16 protein-coding genes are annotated in these 16,950 nt (G+C 46.3%); 1 reads left to right on the top strand and 15 read right to left on the bottom strand.

The window, feature by feature from the left end:
* Positions 1 to 28: 28 nt before the first annotated feature.
* Positions 29 to 1,492 carry an IMP dehydrogenase gene (gene guaB, locus KIV40_RS03410; RefSeq protein ID WP_005424718.1) on the bottom strand — a complete coding sequence of 488 codons (1,464 nt, stop codon included), beginning with the start codon at positions 1,490 to 1,492 and terminating at the stop codon, positions 29 to 31.
* A 232-nt stretch (positions 1,493 to 1,724) separates the two neighbouring features.
* On the opposite strand from guaB, the gene xseA reads away from it, so the two are divergent.
* Entirely contained in the window at positions 1,725 to 3,056 is a 1,332-nt protein-coding gene (xseA, locus tag KIV40_RS03405; RefSeq protein WP_285347946.1) for an exodeoxyribonuclease VII large subunit, read from the top strand.
* Here the strand turns inward: xseA and KIV40_RS03400 are convergent.
* The 14 genes from KIV40_RS03400 to fdx form a co-directional block, all read right to left on the bottom strand.
* Positions 3,049 to 3,273, bottom strand: coding sequence for a zinc ribbon domain-containing protein (locus KIV40_RS03400; RefSeq protein WP_010446190.1), 225 nt, complete (start codon positions 3,271 to 3,273; stop codon positions 3,049 to 3,051). The two genes, xseA and KIV40_RS03400, sit on opposite strands and share 8 nt — an antisense overlap.
* A 70-nt stretch (positions 3,274 to 3,343) precedes the next feature.
* Positions 3,344 to 4,348, bottom strand: a complete 1,005-nt coding sequence (locus KIV40_RS03395; protein ID WP_079402550.1) for a sensor domain-containing diguanylate cyclase — start codon at positions 4,346 to 4,348, stop codon at positions 3,344 to 3,346.
* A gap of 294 nt (positions 4,349 to 4,642) precedes the next feature.
* On the bottom strand, positions 4,643 to 5,512 hold the full coding sequence (locus KIV40_RS03390; protein ID WP_285347945.1) for an alanyl-tRNA editing protein: 870 nt from the start codon (positions 5,510 to 5,512) through the stop codon (positions 4,643 to 4,645).
* 94 nt (positions 5,513 to 5,606) lie between these two features.
* Entirely contained in the window at positions 5,607 to 7,103 is a 1,497-nt protein-coding gene (gene der / locus KIV40_RS03385) for a ribosome biogenesis GTPase Der (protein WP_012127091.1), read from the bottom strand.
* 181 nt (positions 7,104 to 7,284) lie between these two features.
* Positions 7,285 to 8,445, bottom strand: a complete 1,161-nt coding sequence (bamB, locus tag KIV40_RS03380) for an outer membrane protein assembly factor BamB (protein WP_005424650.1) — start codon at positions 8,443 to 8,445, stop codon at positions 7,285 to 7,287.
* 12 nt (positions 8,446 to 8,457) lie between these two features.
* Positions 8,458 to 9,072: a YfgM family protein gene (locus tag KIV40_RS03375; RefSeq protein WP_005424701.1), complete on the bottom strand. Its 615-nt coding sequence runs from the start codon at positions 9,070 to 9,072 to the stop codon at positions 8,458 to 8,460.
* A gap of 125 nt (positions 9,073 to 9,197) precedes the next feature.
* The gene (gene hisS, locus KIV40_RS03370) at positions 9,198 to 10,466 is read right to left on the bottom strand and encodes a histidine--tRNA ligase (protein ID WP_010648375.1); all 1,269 of its coding nucleotides are present in this window, start codon (positions 10,464 to 10,466) and stop codon (positions 9,198 to 9,200) included.
* A gap of 55 nt (positions 10,467 to 10,521) precedes the next feature.
* A complete protein-coding gene (gene ispG / locus KIV40_RS03365) occupies positions 10,522 to 11,640 on the bottom strand; it encodes a flavodoxin-dependent (E)-4-hydroxy-3-methylbut-2-enyl-diphosphate synthase (protein ID WP_285347944.1) in 1,119 nt (372 codons plus the stop codon).
* 5 nt (positions 11,641 to 11,645) lie between these two features.
* Positions 11,646 to 12,611: a cytoskeleton protein RodZ gene (gene rodZ, locus KIV40_RS03360; protein WP_038890725.1), complete on the bottom strand. Its 966-nt coding sequence runs from the start codon at positions 12,609 to 12,611 to the stop codon at positions 11,646 to 11,648.
* Between the two features lie 417 nt (positions 12,612 to 13,028).
* Positions 13,029 to 14,156: a bifunctional tRNA (adenosine(37)-C2)-methyltransferase TrmG/ribosomal RNA large subunit methyltransferase RlmN gene (locus KIV40_RS03355; RefSeq protein WP_005532587.1), complete on the bottom strand. Its 1,128-nt coding sequence runs from the start codon at positions 14,154 to 14,156 to the stop codon at positions 13,029 to 13,031.
* Between the two features lie 210 nt (positions 14,157 to 14,366).
* Positions 14,367 to 14,792 carry a nucleoside-diphosphate kinase gene (ndk, locus tag KIV40_RS03350; RefSeq protein ID WP_005532589.1) on the bottom strand — a complete coding sequence of 142 codons (426 nt, stop codon included), beginning with the start codon at positions 14,790 to 14,792 and terminating at the stop codon, positions 14,367 to 14,369.
* Between the two features lie 100 nt (positions 14,793 to 14,892).
* Complete coding sequence (pepB, locus tag KIV40_RS03345) at positions 14,893 to 16,191, bottom strand: aminopeptidase PepB (protein ID WP_005424879.1); 1,299 nt, start codon at positions 16,189 to 16,191, stop codon at positions 14,893 to 14,895.
* Between the two features lie 172 nt (positions 16,192 to 16,363).
* A complete protein-coding gene (gene iscX, locus KIV40_RS03340) occupies positions 16,364 to 16,558 on the bottom strand; it encodes a Fe-S cluster assembly protein IscX (RefSeq protein ID WP_005424887.1) in 195 nt (64 codons plus the stop codon).
* 44 nt (positions 16,559 to 16,602) lie between these two features.
* Positions 16,603 to 16,941: an ISC system 2Fe-2S type ferredoxin gene (fdx, locus tag KIV40_RS03335; protein WP_005424889.1), complete on the bottom strand. Its 339-nt coding sequence runs from the start codon at positions 16,939 to 16,941 to the stop codon at positions 16,603 to 16,605.
* Positions 16,942 to 16,950 lie beyond the last annotated feature (9 nt).

Raw genomic sequence — 16,950 nt, 5'->3', positions numbered from 1 at the left:
ATAGGTTTTATTTTTACAACAGTAAAAATTAACCGCGACGGTAGTTTGGCGCTTCCTTAGTGATTTGAACGTCGTGTACGTGTGATTCAGCCATGCCCGCACCTGAGATACGAACAAATTCAGCTTTAGTACGCATATCTTCAATCGTTGCAGAGCCAGTAAGACCCATGCTTGAACGTAGACCACCCATTTGTTGGTGTACGATTTCTTTTAGACGACCTTTGTATGCAATACGACCTTCGATACCTTCTGGTACTAGCTTGTCTGCAGCATTGTCAGACTGGAAGTAACGGTCAGATGAACCTTGAGACATCGCACCAAGAGAACCCATGCCACGGTAAGACTTGTAAGAACGACCGTTGTAAAGAATCACTTCACCCGGTGCTTCTTCTGTACCTGCGAACATTGAACCAACCATCACACAAGATGCGCCAGCCACGATTGCTTTACAGATGTCACCAGAGAAACGGATACCACCGTCAGCGATAACTGGAATGCCGAATGAGTTCGCCACTTCTGCTGCGTCTGCGATTGCTGTTACTTGAGGAACACCAACACCCGTTACGATACGAGTAGTACAGATTGAACCAGGGCCGATACCTACTTTCACTGCGCTAACGCCTGCTTCGATAAGTGCTTTAGCACCAGCACCAGTCGCAACGTTACCGCCGATGATGTCTAGATCTGGGTAAGCAGCGCGAGTTTCGCGGATACGGTTTAGTACACCTTCAGAGTGACCGTGTGAAGAGTCGATAAGTAGAACGTCAACGCCCGCTTCAACTAGAGCTGCCACACGCTCTTCGTTACCAGCACCAGCACCAACGGCTGCGCCAACACGAAGACGACCGCGCTCATCTTTACATGCGTTTGGTTTACGTTCTGCTTTGTGGAAGTCTTTCGCAGTGATCATACCGGTTAGTTGGAACTCATCGTTCACCACCAATACTTTCTCAACACGTGCTTCGTGCATCTTCTCTTGCACTTCTTCACGTGTTGCACCTTCTTTTACTGCTGCAAGGTTTTCTTTTGCTGTCATTACTGAAGACACTTTCTTAGAAAGGTCAGTAACAAAGCGCACATCACGACCAGTGATAATGCCTACAAGCTCGTTGTTCTCTGTGATTACAGGGAAACCAGCGAAGCCGTGTTTTTCAGTTAGAGCTACCACGTCAGCGATTGTCGCTTCAGGGTTTACCGTTACTGGGTCAGAAACAACGCCAGCTTCAAACTTCTTAACTTTACGAACTTCAGCAGCTTGCTTCTCAATAGACATGTTTTTGTGGATAAAGCCAATGCCACCCTCTTGCGCTAGCGCGATAGCTAGACGAGCTTCAGTAACAGTGTCCATAGACGCTGAAATCATTGGGATGTTTAGGGTGATGTTCTTGGTCAACTGAGTGCGAAGATCAGCTGTGTTTGGGAGAACAGTGGAGTGAGCTGGCACGAGTAGTACGTCATCGAATGTCAGCGCTTCTTTGGCAATTCTTAGCATTTGCAATATCTCACAATTAGAGGAGTAGAAAGAACAATCCAATCTCATCGTTTCGCATAATGAGGGTAACCAATTTTAGGTTGTTGGCTACATTTGGATTAGATATTGCGGAGGGATTATACGGTTAACGCAATCGCTTGACCACAAATTTTTTAATTTTTTTCTTGCAATTACCCCCTTGATATGTATTATATTGCCGCTAATTTCCATACTCACGTCTACGGAATTAGCTGTGCTCTCCCAGACCAATCAAAACATCTTCACTGTTTCTCGCCTCAATGCCGAAGTGCGTCTGCTGCTCGAAAACGAAATGGGGATCGTCTGGCTTGTCGGAGAGATATCCAACTTCTCAGCTCCAGTCTCTGGTCACTGGTACCTCACTCTTAAAGATTCTCGCGCTCAAGTTAAATGTGCCATGTTTCGTGGTAACAATCGTCGCGTCACTTTCAAACCTGCTAACGGCAATCAAGTTCTAGTTAAAGCACGTCTGTCTCTGTATGAGCCGCGTGGTGACTATCAATTGATCATTGAAAGCATGCAGCCAGAAGGCGATGGTCGTCTGCAGCAAGAGTTCGAAGCCCTTAAGATGAAACTGGCAGCAGAAGGTTTGTTTGCTCAAACTAATAAGCAGCCTTTACCTGAGCACCCAAAACGCGTTGGTGTGATCACCTCGAAAACCGGTGCCGCACTGTACGATATCCTAGATGTATTGAAACGCCGAGATCCTTCTCTACCCGTGGTGGTTTACCCAACCATGGTGCAAGGTGAAGAAGCAGCCATTCAAATGGCGCAGGCAATCGGCCGTGCAAACAGTCGTGATGAATGTGATGTATTGATTGTTGGTCGTGGTGGCGGTTCGTTAGAGGACCTTTGGTGCTTTAACAACGAAATCCTTGCTCGCACTATTGCTGCAAGCCAAATTCCGATCATCAGTGCAGTTGGTCATGAAGTTGACGTAACAATTGCTGACTTTGTTGCGGACATTCGAGCTCCGACGCCATCAGCGGCGGCTGAATTGGTAAGCCGCGATAACAGCCACAAAGATCAAGCTTTGGTGACTCGTCAACATAAGCTAGCCAGTGCAATGCGTTACTACCTAGCGCAACAAAAACAGCAATCGGCTCAACTGATGCACCGTTTAGAGCGCCAGCATCCAAGCTATCAATTGCAGCGCCAGACACAACAACTTGATGAGCTGGAGATGCGCCTGCAACGCGCAATGCAACGATTTATCACAACGCGCCAACAAGCCGTTGAGCGCAAACATCATCGCCTACAACTGAACTCACCAGTAAAGCGCTTGGCTGAGCAGAAGTCGAAGCTTGACCGAGTTGAGCAAAAATTGCTGGATGCGATGGACCGTAAGTTACTGACCATGCGCCATCAACTGGCAATTGCGGCAGAGAAGCTAGATACGGTAAGCCCACTGGCAACGCTAAAACGTGGTTACTCGATTACTCAAACTGAGCAAGGTCAGGTTGTTACCCAGGCGAAAGATGTGAAAACGGGCGACGTATTGGTCACCCGCTTATCTGATGGTGAGCTTCGCTCTACCGTTAACTGATTTTTTGAAACTCAAATCGAACTCGTGATTTCGATTTGAGTTCATTACAACTGTTGCAAAAGTAGTTTGCCGCGCCACAAGCCTGTAGTTTCTCCAACTCAGCATCGCAATCTGGACAAAATCCCACTTTCTTATAATCCGACTCACACTTATTGCAATGGTATTGCCCTGTCCATTCCAATTCGATGTCGCATGTTGGGCAAATATTCGGTTGCATGGTTACCCCTAAAAACGCAATTCATTGACTTACAGTCTAATCATAAGCCAGCTTAGTGCCTTGATCTTAATCACGCTCGTTTGGCGCGTTTGTTCTGATACATAGCAACATCGGCTTGTTGAATAAGCTGCTGTAATACTGCTCGCTCACTGGCAGTACTGCAAGCCGCACCAATACTGGCTTTTACTTTATACTCTTCAAGTTGACACACTTGGTTAAGCTCATCTTCTAAGCGCTCGACAAAAGATTGATAAGTATGCTGATTTGGGAAACAGCAGAAACCAACAAACTCATCGCCACCATACCGCCCTATTACGGAACATGAACGAAACGCCTGCTTCAAGTACTCAGCCACTAGCACCAAGACTTGGTCACCAGTCTCATGACCAAAACGATCATTGATGTACTTAAACTCATCAATATCAACAAAAAAACATCCAACCACAGCATTGCGACCACATTTACCGTTAATTTTTCGGTCAACTTCCGTCAATAACGCTCGTCGATTGAAACAGTGCGTGAGTGGATCTCGACTGGCATGAAAATGCAGTTGTTCTTCTAAACGATACTTCTCTAATGCTACCGCATACAAAGCAGCCAACATTTCGAGCACTTCGAGCTCATAGGGATGCGGCTCAGAAGGCGTATTGCTGTATACAGCGAATGTCCCCAACACATAGCCATCCGAAGCAATGATCGGAACAGACCAACATGCACGGAGTTGAGCCTGCTGAGTCAGTTCAAGGAAAGGTGCCCAGTTAACATGGTGATCGATATCGCTGACAACGACGGTTTGCTTCAAAAACGCAGCAGCGCCGCATGATCCTATTTGCGGCCCAATCGCAACCCCTTCAATCGCTTGATTGTAGAAATCAGGTAAATGCGGGGCAAATTCCAAATGCAATGTGTTGGTATCGGGGTGCAATCGTAAAATGGAAGCTTGCCTCTTCCCAAATAGGCGTTCACTTAACTTGATAACTTCATGATTGAGACTATCGCGTTCCATTCCCAGAGCAAGCTTACCTAAAAGACGATTGACTGCTCGGTGAGCATCTAACAGTCTATCTTTGTCCATTGTGGTGTATTCACATCGTTATTATGTTTGTTAGCCTGCAATATAATAAATCTATAAATATGGCACAGGTAACTAAATTACATTATACGAACGCGACACTATAAAAGATCGTATGCTGATCTTCGGATATTTCCCTTTTGATCAGCGATCACCCCTTAAAAGAATATTTATATAACCACATACCGAAAGCATAAGTTACATATTCTGCCTTTCAATTTAAAACGGAACTAAAAACCGCACACCCAATAAAAAACCAAGACATACGGGATTTAATAAAAAGATCAAAATCTAAATTTAGCGTATTACATCGGTGTGCATTTCAATTGTCTGTGGGTCTATTTCCACCAGTGTTACTTGGATAGAACCAAAGTCACTTAAATGGCTCGCATGCGTTCCCCCACAAGGGATGACCGCGATTTCACCTTCACCTAAATCACACTGCCAGTAACGTGAATCGGTAAGGTGTTCACCATGACAATCGATGGTGATCGCCATGTCTCTTTTTAGCCAATCTTTCAACAGAACATTCACCTGTTGTTCGATGCTTTTCAAGTCAGACAGCATATCTGCACTGTTTAGCCCTCTTTTACGAAGAGTTTTGCCTAAACGATAGGTATCCAGACATTTATCCGGGGTAACAAAGCTGGTCTCTTGGGCGTAGCTATTGAAATCGTAATTACCGTGTGGGTCTTTGCGGTCAGCGTCTTTACGCCAATAGTTTTGCGCCAGCACTTTATTGAGCGCAAGGTATGCAATGTGCCCTGCGCTATGTCCACGGCTTAACGACAACTGGTACTCTTTGTCGACTTCCAATAATGCAGTATCACCAGCCTTAATAGCATCAGTTCGTGACAATACGTGCACCACCACAAATGCCCAGCCTTCCGTATCGCGTTTTACAGGAATTGCTGTACCGACATGCAATTCTCCACTTGCAAGCTCTACCGCTCCAACTTGGCAATCCGCTACTTCATAGCTTATGCCCTTGATAGTGAGCGTACCTTTGTCTGCTGGATGATCAGGCCAAATGTGGCTGACAGGATGGAAAGGTGTGATTTCTGTAAGTACATAAGTCACTTCTTCTGTAGAGTGAACAAGTTGCACTGGCGCTTCCAGTCGCCAAGTTTGATGACAGAAGCGCGTCTTGGTAGCTGTGATGGTCATGGTCTTCATACTTCTAATACATTGCTTAGAGCAAAATTCTGCTGATAAAAAAATACCCAAGTCGAAACTTGGGTATTCATAAAATCTTAGGCGATTACTTGTTGCGGTTCTTCACTGCAGACATCATACGCTTGCGCTTACGCTCTTGAGATAGCGTTAGCTTGTTTGTACGGTTCTCGTACGGGTTGTCGCTGTTCTGGAAGTTAATACGGATTGGTGTACCCATGATTTCCAGAGACTTACGGAAGTAGTTCATCAAGTAGCGCTTGTACGAATCTGGTAGATCGCGAACCATGTTACCGTGAACAACCACGATTGGTGGGTTGTAACCACCCGCGTGCGCATACTTCAGCTTAATACGGCGGCCACGAACCATTGGCGGTTGGTGATCGTCTGTTGCCATCTTCATGATACGAGTCAGAACAGAAGTACCAACACGTGTCGTTGCCGACTTGTACGCTTCTTGAATCGATTCGAACAAGTGACCAACACCTGTACCGTGAAGCGCAGAGATAAAGTGAATGCGAGCGAAGTCAACGAAACCTAAACGGCGGTCGAGTTCTTTCTTCACGTTCTCTTTCACTTCGTTATCTAGACCATCCCACTTGTTCACTGCTAGTACGATTGAACGACCAGCATTCAATGCGAAGCCAAGTAGACTCAGGTCTTGATCAGAAATGTTTTCACGTGCGTCGATAACCAATAGAACCACGTTTGCATCTTCTACGGCTTTCAGTGTTTTAACAACAGAGAATTTCTCTACTGTTTCGTTGATACGACCACGGCGACGTACACCAGCAGTATCGATCAATACGTACTCACGACCATCACGTTCCATTGGAATGTAGATTGAGTCACGCGTAGTGCCCGGCATGTCGTATACCACAACACGCTCTTCACCAAGAATACGGTTTGTCAGTGTCGATTTACCAACGTTTGGACGACCAATGATCGCCAGTTTGATTGGCTGGTCTTGTAGACGTTTGAACTCTGCTTCTGCGTCTTCTTCGGTGTAATCTTCAACCGCTAGCTCTTCATCTTCGAATTCAGTTAGATCTTCAATCTCACCGTCTTCTGATTCACTTGCCAGTAGATCATCAAAGAATGGCGCTAGAGCACGCTCAAGTAGCGCAGTTACACCACGACCGTGTGCTGCAGCAATTTGGTACATATCGTCAACACCAAGTTGCCAGAAGTCGGCACAAGCTGCGTCGGCATCAATACCATCGATCTTGTTTACTACCAGCATTGCTGGCTTTTCGATTTTGCGCAGGTGCGCAGCAATCGCTTCATCCGATGGCGTTAAGCCAGCGCGACCATCAACAAGGAACAGTACTACGTCAGCTTCATCAATCGCAGCGAGCGATTGTTCTGCCATCTTCGTTTCTACGCCTTCTTCTGTGCCATCAATACCACCGGTATCGATAACGATGAATTCGTGTTCTTCACCAAGGCGAGCTTGGCCATATTTACGGTCTCGCGTTAGGCCAGGGAAGTCCGCAACCAACGCGTCACGTGTGCGTGTCAATCGGTTAAATAGTGTAGATTTACCTACGTTCGGACGCCCTACTAGAGCAACAACAGGTACCATAACAACCTCTACAATAATCTTTCTTCTGTAGTTATAGGTAACGACTTGCTCGATGCCAAATCAAACCAGCTTTTTACCTATAACCACGTCAGGAATAACGGTTAATAAATAATAATTTCAAACAACAAAACGGCTCCTAACTGTTACCAGCCAGGAGCCGAATGTGAATTATATCACGATATTATTCGTTAATGGTTAGTTTCTTTACATCGCCATTGCGAGTTGTAATCACGTAACCATCAGACAATAACGTCGGACCAACAGCAAAACCACTGTCATCGACATATTGTTGTGCAACGAATTCGCCTGTAGAGCGATCGATCCAGTGTAGGTAACCCAATGTATCACCCACCACTAGGTAGTTATCAACGATAACTGGTGCAGTAAGCTGACGGTATTCCAGCTTGCTGTTTTCCCAAAGTTCAGTACCACTGCGCGCATCGACTGCCACTACATGATCTTTCTCAGTGATCACGAAAATACGGCTACCATCTGTCGCGATATCGTTCGCCGATGAGTAGTTGCGCTTCCAAATTGGGTTTGCGCTGCGCAAGTCGATAGCAATAAGCTGACCGTTATAACCGATGGTGAAAAGAGTGCCACCTAGAACAACCGGTGAAGAATCTACGTCTACCAGACGATCGATTTCCGTTGCACCTTTTGGTGTACCTACTGGTTGTTGCCAAATAAGCTGACCACGTTCAACAATCGCTGCTGCCAGTCGGCCGTTTGCCGTACCCCAGAATACACCACCACCGATCGCCGTTGGCGTGCTATCGCCACGTAGCGTTAGGTTTGGTACTTCGGTACTCAGTGCCCAGCGTTGTTCACCCGTGCTTTCATCTAACGCAATCAACGTGCCACGGCTCGTGTTTACGATGATCATGCCCGAATCCGCAACCGGTCGTGCTAGAACTTCACCACCAACTTCGATACGCCAAATGATTTCACCGGTTTCTTGGCTAAGTGCAATGACTTCACCATTTTCAGAACCGATGTACAGGTTACCGTAAGCGGCAGTGATGCCACCAGAAAGACGCGCAATCACATCTTCTTCTAGGTCAATTTGCCATTTTTGCTTACCGTTTTCTGGATCCAGCGCTTTAACTAGACCATCACGGCTTGCAACAAACAAAGTGTCATTTGCCACAACAGGCGACAGTTTTGAGAAATAGTGCCCTACGCCATCACCAATCGACGTCGACCATTTCGCGCTTGGCGTAAACTCGCTGTCTACCTGAGGTAGTGGAGCCATGACAATGGTATCTTCCTCGCCAGCACAACCAGCTAAGATTCCCACTGTTAATGCCCCTAACAAGGCTTTCTTAAAGACTCTTTTCATCCAATGCGGTCCTTATTTCGCCAAGTCGTCCAATTTCATTTGTAGCGTTGGGCTAGCGTCTGCAGCTTGTTGAGCTTCAGTGTACGCCGCGTATGCTGCTTCTTTGTCACCTTGACGAAGAGCGATATCACCACGCAGCTCAGCAATACGACCAGTCCATGCTGCATCAGTCACTTTGCCTAACTCAGCGTTTGCTGCGTCAAAGTTACCCATTTCTGCTTCAATGCGCGCAATACGGTAGCTGATAAGTGGAGATAGCGCGGCATCTTTGGTATTGCTTTGAGCCCATTTCAGTTGCTCAAGTGCAGCAGAAAGATCTTTCGCATCCACTTGTACTTTCGCTAGTTGAAGTGCTGCAAGTACTGAGTACTCTTTAACTTCGTTTGAGTCGATGAACGCTTGAATATCCGCTTGTGCGTCTGCACCTTTGGTTTGCAGAGCGTTCATTACTGTTGTGTAGCTTTGAGAAGCTGCTTCACTCGCCTGAATCACAGAATCCTGGTAGTAACGCCAGCCAAATAGACCACCTAAACCAACAACCGCACCGATGATGACGGCTTTGCCGTTTTCCTTCCACCAGTCTTTAATGGCTTCAACTTGTTGTTCTTCAGTATCGTAAAGTTCCACTTCCTGTCCTCTTAAAACATGTAAATGACAGCGAGGCTGCCATTGTTCCTATTTCGGCGAAAGGCTCCTATCTTGGGAGCCTTACTATTACGAATTAGGGTTTAATCTTTAGCTTATTAAAAGACTTAAATCAGTGCTGCGATCTTCTCAGCAACTTCTGCTTGGTTGTAAGTCTCTTGCTCACCACCCACCAAGTCTTTTAGTACTACGGTGTTTTCTGCAACTTCATTTTCGCCCAGAACCAATGCTACTACAGCACCCACTTTATCTGCGCGCTTAAACTGTTTCTTGAAGTTACCACCACCGAAGTGGCTCATCACGCGAACGCCTGGGATTGCTTCACGAAGCTGTTCTGCTAGCTTCATACCCACCATCATTGTGCCTTCGCCTGCTGTCACTACGTAAACATCGACACTACGACGAACGTCTGTTAGCTCTAGTGTTTCTAGCATCAGTACAAGACGCTCTAGACCCATAGCAAAGCCCACAGCTGGTGTTGCACTGCCGCCTAATTGCTCTACAAGACCATCGTAACGACCACCGCCACATACTGTGCCTTGAGCACCTAGGCTCTCAGTGATCCACTCAAATACCGTGCGGTTGTAGTAATCCAGACCACGAACTAGACGCTCGTTAACTGTGTATTCGATACCTGCAGCGTCTAAAAGTTCACATAGACCTGCGAAGTGTGCTTTAGATTCTTCACCTAAGTACTCAGAAAGACGAGGTGCATCACCTAAAATAGCCTGAACTTCAGGGTTCTTCGTATCCAGAACTCGCAGTGGGTTCGTGTGCATGCGACGCTTACAATCTTCGTCTAGCACATCGATATGTTGCTCAAGGAATGCAACCAGTGCCGTGCGGTAGTCTGCGCGGTCTTCTTGAGAACCGATAGAGTTAAGCTCAAGACGAACATGTTCATTGATACCCAGCTCACGCCATAGACGTGCTGTCATCATGATAAGCTCAGCATCAACATCTGGACCATTTAGACCGAACACCTCAACACCACACTGGTGGAATTGACGGTAACGACCTTTCTGCGGACGCTCGTGGCGGAACATAGGGCCCATGTACCATAGACGTTGTTCATCACGGTTAATCAGGCTGTTTTGAATACATGCACGTACACAGCCCGCCGTACCTTCAGGGCGAAGAGTTAGGCTGTCTCCGTTACGATCATCAAAGGTGTACATTTCTTTTGAAACGACATCAGTCTCTTCACCAACCGCGCGGCTGAATAGGTTTGTTTCTTCAACGATTGGCATGCGCACTTCGTTGTAGCCGTATGCGCTCACAGTACTTTTTACTGCGTTTTCAAGTTTCTGCCACAGCGGAGACTGAGTTGGAAGGCAGTCGTTCATGCCTCGGATTGCTTGGATTTTCTTTGCCACAATTATTACCGTCGCTTAGTAACCCGAGCACACTTAGCGTGCTCAAGCTATGAGATTAATCTTCTTGTTTGATATCGATGCGGTTAGCTTGGTCTAATACAGACGCTTTCGCACGGATTTTCGCTTCTAGCTGGTTCACTAGATCATCGTTGTCGAAACGCTCTTTCTGACGTTTGCCGTCTTCGTAGAATGCGCTCTTCTTGTTGCTGCCAGCTAGGCCTAGGTGTGAAACCTCAGCTTCACCAGGGCCGTTTACGACACAGCCGATGATAGACACATCCATAGGTGTGATGATGTCTTCTAGGCGCTCTTCTAGTGCGTTCACTGTATTGATCACGTCGAATTCCTGACGTGAACAGCTTGGACAAGCAATAAAGTTGATACCTCGTGAGCGAATACGCAGAGACTTAAGAATATCAAAGCCAACTTTGATCTCTTCTACCGGATCTGCCGCCAACGAGATACGCAGCGTATCACCGATGCCTTCAGCCAAAAGCATACCAAGACCAACCGATGATTTCACTGCACCAGCGCGAGCACCACCCGCTTCGGTGATACCAAGGTGCAAAGGTTGGTCAATCTGTTTGGCCAATAGACGGTATGAATCCACCGCTAGGAACACATCTGACGCTTTCACACTGACTTTGAACTGGTCAAAGTTAAGACGGTCTAGATGATCCACGTGACGCATCGCCGACTCGACCAATGCCTCTGGCGTTGGCTCACCGTATTTCATCTGCAGATCTTTTTCCAAAGAACCGCCGTTTACACCGATACGGATAGGGATGTTTTTGTCACGGGCACAATCAACAACAGAGCGAATACGCTCTTCGTTACCGATATTGCCTGGGTTGATACGCAAACAATCAACACCGTACTCGGCCACTTTCAGGGCAATACGGTAGTCAAAGTGAATGTCCGCAACTAACGGCACAGACACTTGCTGTTTGATGAGCTTAAAGGCTTCCGCAGCATCCATAGTAGGAACAGAAACACGTACAATGTCTGCACCCACTTTTTCTAATGCTCGGATTTGTGCGACTGTGGCTTCCACATCAGTCGTGCGAGTGTTTGTCATTGACTGTACTGCAATTGGTGCAGCATCACCAATTGGCACATCACCCACATAAATACGCGTCGATTTACGACGAATAATTGGAGATTCGTGTTGCATAATATTTATAACGGTAAAGTGAATCTAGCTACTTTGCCTGAAGTATACCCAGAAAGGTCGACAGGTTCACTTGCAAATGTCATTGTGACGCCTTCAGGTGCGCCTAATATCACTTTAAACGGTGCTTTTCCGGCAAGTTCTACGTCTTGGCCCGGTTTACGAGTACCGCTTACTAACGTTTTGCCATTCGCGTCTTTGACTTGAATCCAGCAATCCGCTTTGAATTTCATAGTTAGCAGTGTCATGCCTTCTGGCACAACTGGGGCTGCTGGTTCTTCTGCCTCTTGCGCGTCTTCAATCACCGCGACAGGTTCTTGAGTGGCTTCTTCTGTCACTTCTGCCGCTACTGCAGCAACGACTGGCTCTGTCACATCACCCGCCGCACTCATCGCCGTATCAGCTTCAGAAACCACGGTTAGCGCAGCCGATACTGGCGCAATCTCAGCAGGAGTGCTAGCAATAAGCTCATCGGCACTCATTTGGTCGATGTCTGCATCATCAGCAACTTGCTCTGTTTCCGCAGTTTCTGCACTTAACTGCGCAAGGCTGTTTTCTTGTTGGTTCTGCCACCACCATGCCCCCGAAATACCGGTGATCACGATAGCAATCGCCCAAGTGAGTAACATGATGCGGCTGTTGTGTTTCTCGTGTTTGGTTTTACGAGAGAAACTCTGCATCTCTGTCTCTTGTGGCTTAACATGCACTTCAGATGTCTGCTCTAAAGCTGCCAAAACAATCTTTTCATCAAGGCCAACAAGCTTGGCATAAGAACGCAAGTACCCACGTGTAAACGTTGTCACCTGTTGCTCTTCAAATCGATTGTTTTCAATGTCTTCAATAACAGAAACGCGAAGTCTAAGGCGATCAGCAACGTGCTTCTGAGTCATGCCTAGAGATTCGCGTTTGTTTTTAAGTAACGTGCCCGCTTCCATCGAAAGTGGCACTTCATTGGTTTTTTCGTATTCTGTCATAATGGCGGTATTTAATCTGTTTGGTGGCTAACGCAGTTATTTATTTTCGTTTTTGTTCTAATTAAGCCTTACTTAAAGATAGCTAGCCTAAACGCGTTAACCAAAATAATCTTTTAGAAATTCTCAGTAGTCAGAGTAAGAATGCTCGTTTTGCAATGGTTCAGCAAAACGTATTGGAAAAATACTGAGAATAGTCAGAGTCGTAGTTTTATTTCACTTACCATGATAAGCGAATGTTTAACGAAGACAAAAACTCTTTGCTCTCAAATTAACAGATAGCTCAAGCTTTTGTCCAAAAATTGACACAGTAACGCGAAATTATCGCCGATACGATTGTCAGTGTCAGATTACATTCCACCTTCGAAAAACAAAATAGCCAGAGCAAAAGGCTCTGGCTATTTTTCTATTCTTTGCGAATTACACCGCTTTTACGTCGATGGTTTCTGCACCACGTGCTGCTTTTAAAGCTGCGGTACGTTTTGTGCGGTCAATAACATCACCAACCAACTGACCACATGCTGCATCGATATCATCACCGCGCGTTTTACGAACCGTTACTGTGTGCTCGTATTGCATTAGCGTTTTCTGGAAACGGTCAATGCGCGAGTTACTTGGCTTCTTGTAAGGAGAACCCGGGTACGGGTTAAACGGAATCAGGTTGATCTTACATGGGGTATCTTTCATCAATTCAGCCAATTCACGTGCGTGGTCCATGTCATCGTTCACATGATCAAGCAGTACGTACTCAACGGTTACTTTACCGCGGTTCGCATTTGAAGACGCAATGTAACGACGAACAGACGCTAGGAAGTCTTGGATATCCCAACGGTCGTTGATTGGCATGATTTGGCTACGTAGTTCGTCGTTTGGCGCGTGTAGAGAAATCGCCAATGCGACGTCGATTTTGCCCGTCATCTGATCAAGACCAGAAACCACACCTGAAGTTGATACGGTTACACGACGTTTAGAAAGACCGAAACCCAGATCATCAAGCATGATTTCTAGTGCTGGGATTAGGTTCTTCATGTTAAGAAGTGGCTCACCCATGCCCATCATCACTACGTTAGTGATTGGACGACGGCCTGTTTCTTTCTGCAAACCGATTTCACGTGCTGCACGCCATACCTGACCAATGATTTCAGATACTTTTAGGTTACGGTTGAAGCCCTGTTGTGCTGTTGAACAGAACTTACATTCCAACGCGCAACCTACCTGAGAAGACACACACAAGGTTGCTCGGTCATCTTCTGGGATGTAAACCGTTTCTACGTCTTGGTCACCAACCTTCATCGCCCACTTGATTGTGCCGTCTGAAGAGTGCTGAGCTTCTGCCACGGTAGGTGCTTTGATTTCACACTTGTGCTGCAGTTTTTCACGTAGCTTCTTGTTGATGTTCGTCATGTTGTCGAAGTCATCAACACCGAAATGGTAGATCCACTTCATAACCTGATCAGCACGGAACGCTTTTTCGCCTAGCTCATCCGCGAAAAATTGACGCATGCCCTTGCGATCAAAGTCGAGTAGATTGATTTTTTCAGTGGTCATGTTGCCTCTCAATGACTGAAACAAGAATAAGGGCGCGAATTGTACAGCCTTTATGCAGCTACAACAAGGGCTGTAAGACCCTGACTTCGCTAAGGCATTAAAATCTTAATGATTAAATTTTAGCCAATCATTCTTCTTCACTCTTTCTGAGTAACGGATAATAAAAAGCCCCGGAAAAAAACGAGGCTTGGTAATCAAACTAGTACAAGATTAACGAGGGCAAATCTCTGACTCTGGGAAGAAAAACTCGATTTCACGAGCCGCTGATTCAGGACTGTCTGAACCATGAACAGAGTTATGACGCATGCTCAGTGCGTAATCTGCACGGATTGTACCGCATGCCGCTTCTTCTGGGTTTGTTTTGCCCATTAGCTCACGGTAACGAGCGATTGCATCTTCACCTTCAAGAACCTGAACCATGATAGGGCCAGATGTCATGAACTCTTTCAGTGCAGGGAAAAAAGGTTTGCCTTCATGTTCTGCGTAAAAACCGCTCGCCTGTTCTTCTGTCAGATGAACCATTTTTGCAGCAACAATACGCAGACCCGCCTTTTCGATACGGTGGTAGATTTCACCAATCAGATTGCGTTCTACAGCGTCAGGCTTAACAATTGAAAACGTTCTTTCTAGAGCCATAAGGTTTCCTTTTTGTACTTGTAATAATAGTTTTATATGAGTGACTTGCGTCTCTCTAAGTTATACCAGTACAGACAGGGTGTCTGCACTGGTAAAAGTGTTATTTTGCGGCTTGTTCGTTCAGGAAACGAGCAAGTGTGCGGACACCCATGCCTGTCGCGCCAGCAGCCCATTTATCAGACGCTGACTTACGGTACGTGCCTGCACAGTCAAAGTGCAACCAACCTTTCTTGTAATCTTCAACAAAGTAAGACAAGAATGCCGCCGCTGTACTTGCGCCTGGCGAGTAATCACCAGAACTGATGTTAGATAGGTCAGCAAAGTTTGATGGCAGCATGCCACGGTGGAAATCAGCAAGAGGCAGTGGCCATAGACCTTCTTTCTCTTGGTTTGCCGCCGTTAGCGCTTGATGAGAAAGCTCATCATCAAAGCTCATCAGTGCATGGTAGTCATTACCTAGTGCATTCTTCGCTGCGCCCGTAAGGGTTGCACAGTCAATGATCAGCTCAGGGTTTTGTTCACTAGCGTAGATAAGACCATCAGCAAGAACCAAACGACCTTCTGCGTCAGTGTTCATGATTTCTACTGTCTTACCATTTTTGTAAGTGATGATGTCGCCAAGCTTAAGTGCACGACCCGAAACCATGTTTTCTGCACAGCAAAGGATCAGTTTTACACGCTTGTTAAGGCCGCGAAGAATAGCAAGACCAAGACCGCCGGTAATCGTACCTGAACCGCCCATATCCGCTTTCATTGCTGTCATGAAGTTTGATGGCTTAAGGCTGTAACCGCCTGAATCAAAGGTGATGCCTTTACCCACTAGACACGCAAACACTGGTGCGTTTTCATCGCCTGTTGGGTTGTAATCAAGTTGCAGCATTGCTGATGTGCGCTCAGAGCCGCGACCCACTGCATAAATGCCTTCCCAACCTTCTGACAACAGGTCTTTATCTTTAACGATGCGAGCCGTTACTGTGCCTTGTGGTGCGATTGATTTGATGAATTCAGCCGCCATGGTTGCCAATTGACGTGGCGCCACTTCTTCAGCTGTTTTGTTGATGATATCGCGAGTAAAGTCCGTAGAAGTGATACGAGCGTGCAGCTCTGCTTGGTCTTGCTCAGATAGCGCAACCCACTCTAGCGTGCCGTGTTTTTTCGGGTTGCGGTAACCTTGGTGGAATGCCCAAATGCTCTCCAAATCCCAGTTATCACCAGCAAGTAAAATTGAACGAATTCCTTGGCCATCGAGTTGACGCGCTGCACGTTGAATCGCACCAAGATCGTGACCTTCACCTAGGTGAATGGTTGCGCCATTCTCAGCGAAAGAAAGCAGTGCTTTGTCGCCCCAATGTGGTGCCGCTGGTTCTTGGCTTAGAAATACAGACATCTGTGTAGACATGGTTTCTCCTTGTCTTATAACGGCGTTGCCTACGCCTCTTCTTTTTTAATAACTACCGGATGTTAGCATTATGTAGGGTAAAAATGTCAACTTGATAAAAAAACGGACCTTAAGGTCCGCTTTTTTTAGTGAGAATTGTTAACTCTGCTGCGTTTTACCGCCGAATCGAGCATTAATCCGCTTCGTCCATCCAACACAAGATGACCGCTTCTAGAATCTTTTCATTACAATGGTTTGGCTCATCGTCAAACTCATCCAATTCCATGATCCATTGGTGAAGATCGGTAAAACGTACGGTTTTAGGATCTAAGTCGGGAAACTTGTCACAAAGCTCAATCGCGATATCGCGAGAATCTGTCCATTTCATTGCTCGTCTTCCTTTTGCTTCGCCCCTATATTGGGGAGATAGTATTAGTGATCTTCCGACGCGTGGTTTAGCGTGTATTTTGGAATCTCAACAACCAAATCTTCATCCGCTACTTTTGCTTGGCAACCAAGACGAGATTCAGGCTCAAGACCCCATGCTTTATCTAGCATGTCATCTTCTAGCTCTTCACTCTCTTCTAGCGAATCAAAACCTTCACGAATGATCACGTGGCAAGTCGTACATGCACATGACTTTTCACATGCGTGTTCAATACCAATGCCATTTTTTAGCGCTACGTCTAGAACGGTGTCACCAGTGTTTGCTTCCAACACGGCACCCTCTGGGCACAAATCTTCGTGTGGTAATACAATAATCTTAGGCATAACTACTTA

The organism is Vibrio sp. D173a, assembly GCF_030248475.1.
The sequence above is the reverse complement of the archived record's forward strand: the minus strand, read 5'-3'. Positions and strand labels throughout refer to the sequence as shown.

What these genes read in the sequence shown, in the direction of transcription:
- ispG (WP_285347944.1), bottom strand. Translation starts at nt 11,640, where the DNA reads ATGCAACACGAATCTCCAATTATTCGTCGTAAATCGACGCGTATTTAT.
- rodZ (WP_038890725.1), bottom strand. Translation starts at nt 12,611, where the DNA reads ATGACAGAATACGAAAAAACCAATGAAGTGCCACTTTCGATGGAAGCG.
- iscX (WP_005424887.1), bottom strand. Translation starts at nt 16,558, where the DNA reads ATGAAATGGACAGATTCTCGCGATATCGCGATTGAGCTTTGTGACAAG.
- ndk (WP_005532589.1), bottom strand. Translation starts at nt 14,792, where the DNA reads ATGGCTCTAGAAAGAACGTTTTCAATTGTTAAGCCTGACGCTGTAGAA.
- pepB (WP_005424879.1), bottom strand. Translation starts at nt 16,191, where the DNA reads ATGTCTACACAGATGTCTGTATTTCTAAGCCAAGAACCAGCGGCACCA.
- KIV40_RS03400 (WP_010446190.1), bottom strand. Translation starts at nt 3,273, where the DNA reads ATGCAACCGAATATTTGCCCAACATGCGACATCGAATTGGAATGGACA.
- fdx (WP_005424889.1), bottom strand. Translation starts at nt 16,941, where the DNA reads ATGCCTAAGATTATTGTATTACCACACGAAGATTTGTGCCCAGAGGGT.
- guaB (WP_005424718.1), bottom strand. Translation starts at nt 1,492, where the DNA reads ATGCTAAGAATTGCCAAAGAAGCGCTGACATTCGATGACGTACTACTC.
- bamB (WP_005424650.1), bottom strand. Translation starts at nt 8,445, where the DNA reads ATGAAAAGAGTCTTTAAGAAAGCCTTGTTAGGGGCATTAACAGTGGGA.
- KIV40_RS03355 (WP_005532587.1), bottom strand. Translation starts at nt 14,156, where the DNA reads ATGACCACTGAAAAAATCAATCTACTCGACTTTGATCGCAAGGGCATG.
- KIV40_RS03395 (WP_079402550.1), bottom strand. Translation starts at nt 4,348, where the DNA reads ATGGACAAAGATAGACTGTTAGATGCTCACCGAGCAGTCAATCGTCTT.
- der (WP_012127091.1), bottom strand. Translation starts at nt 7,103, where the DNA reads ATGGTACCTGTTGTTGCTCTAGTAGGGCGTCCGAACGTAGGTAAATCT.
- KIV40_RS03390 (WP_285347945.1), bottom strand. Translation starts at nt 5,512, where the DNA reads ATGACCATCACAGCTACCAAGACGCGCTTCTGTCATCAAACTTGGCGA.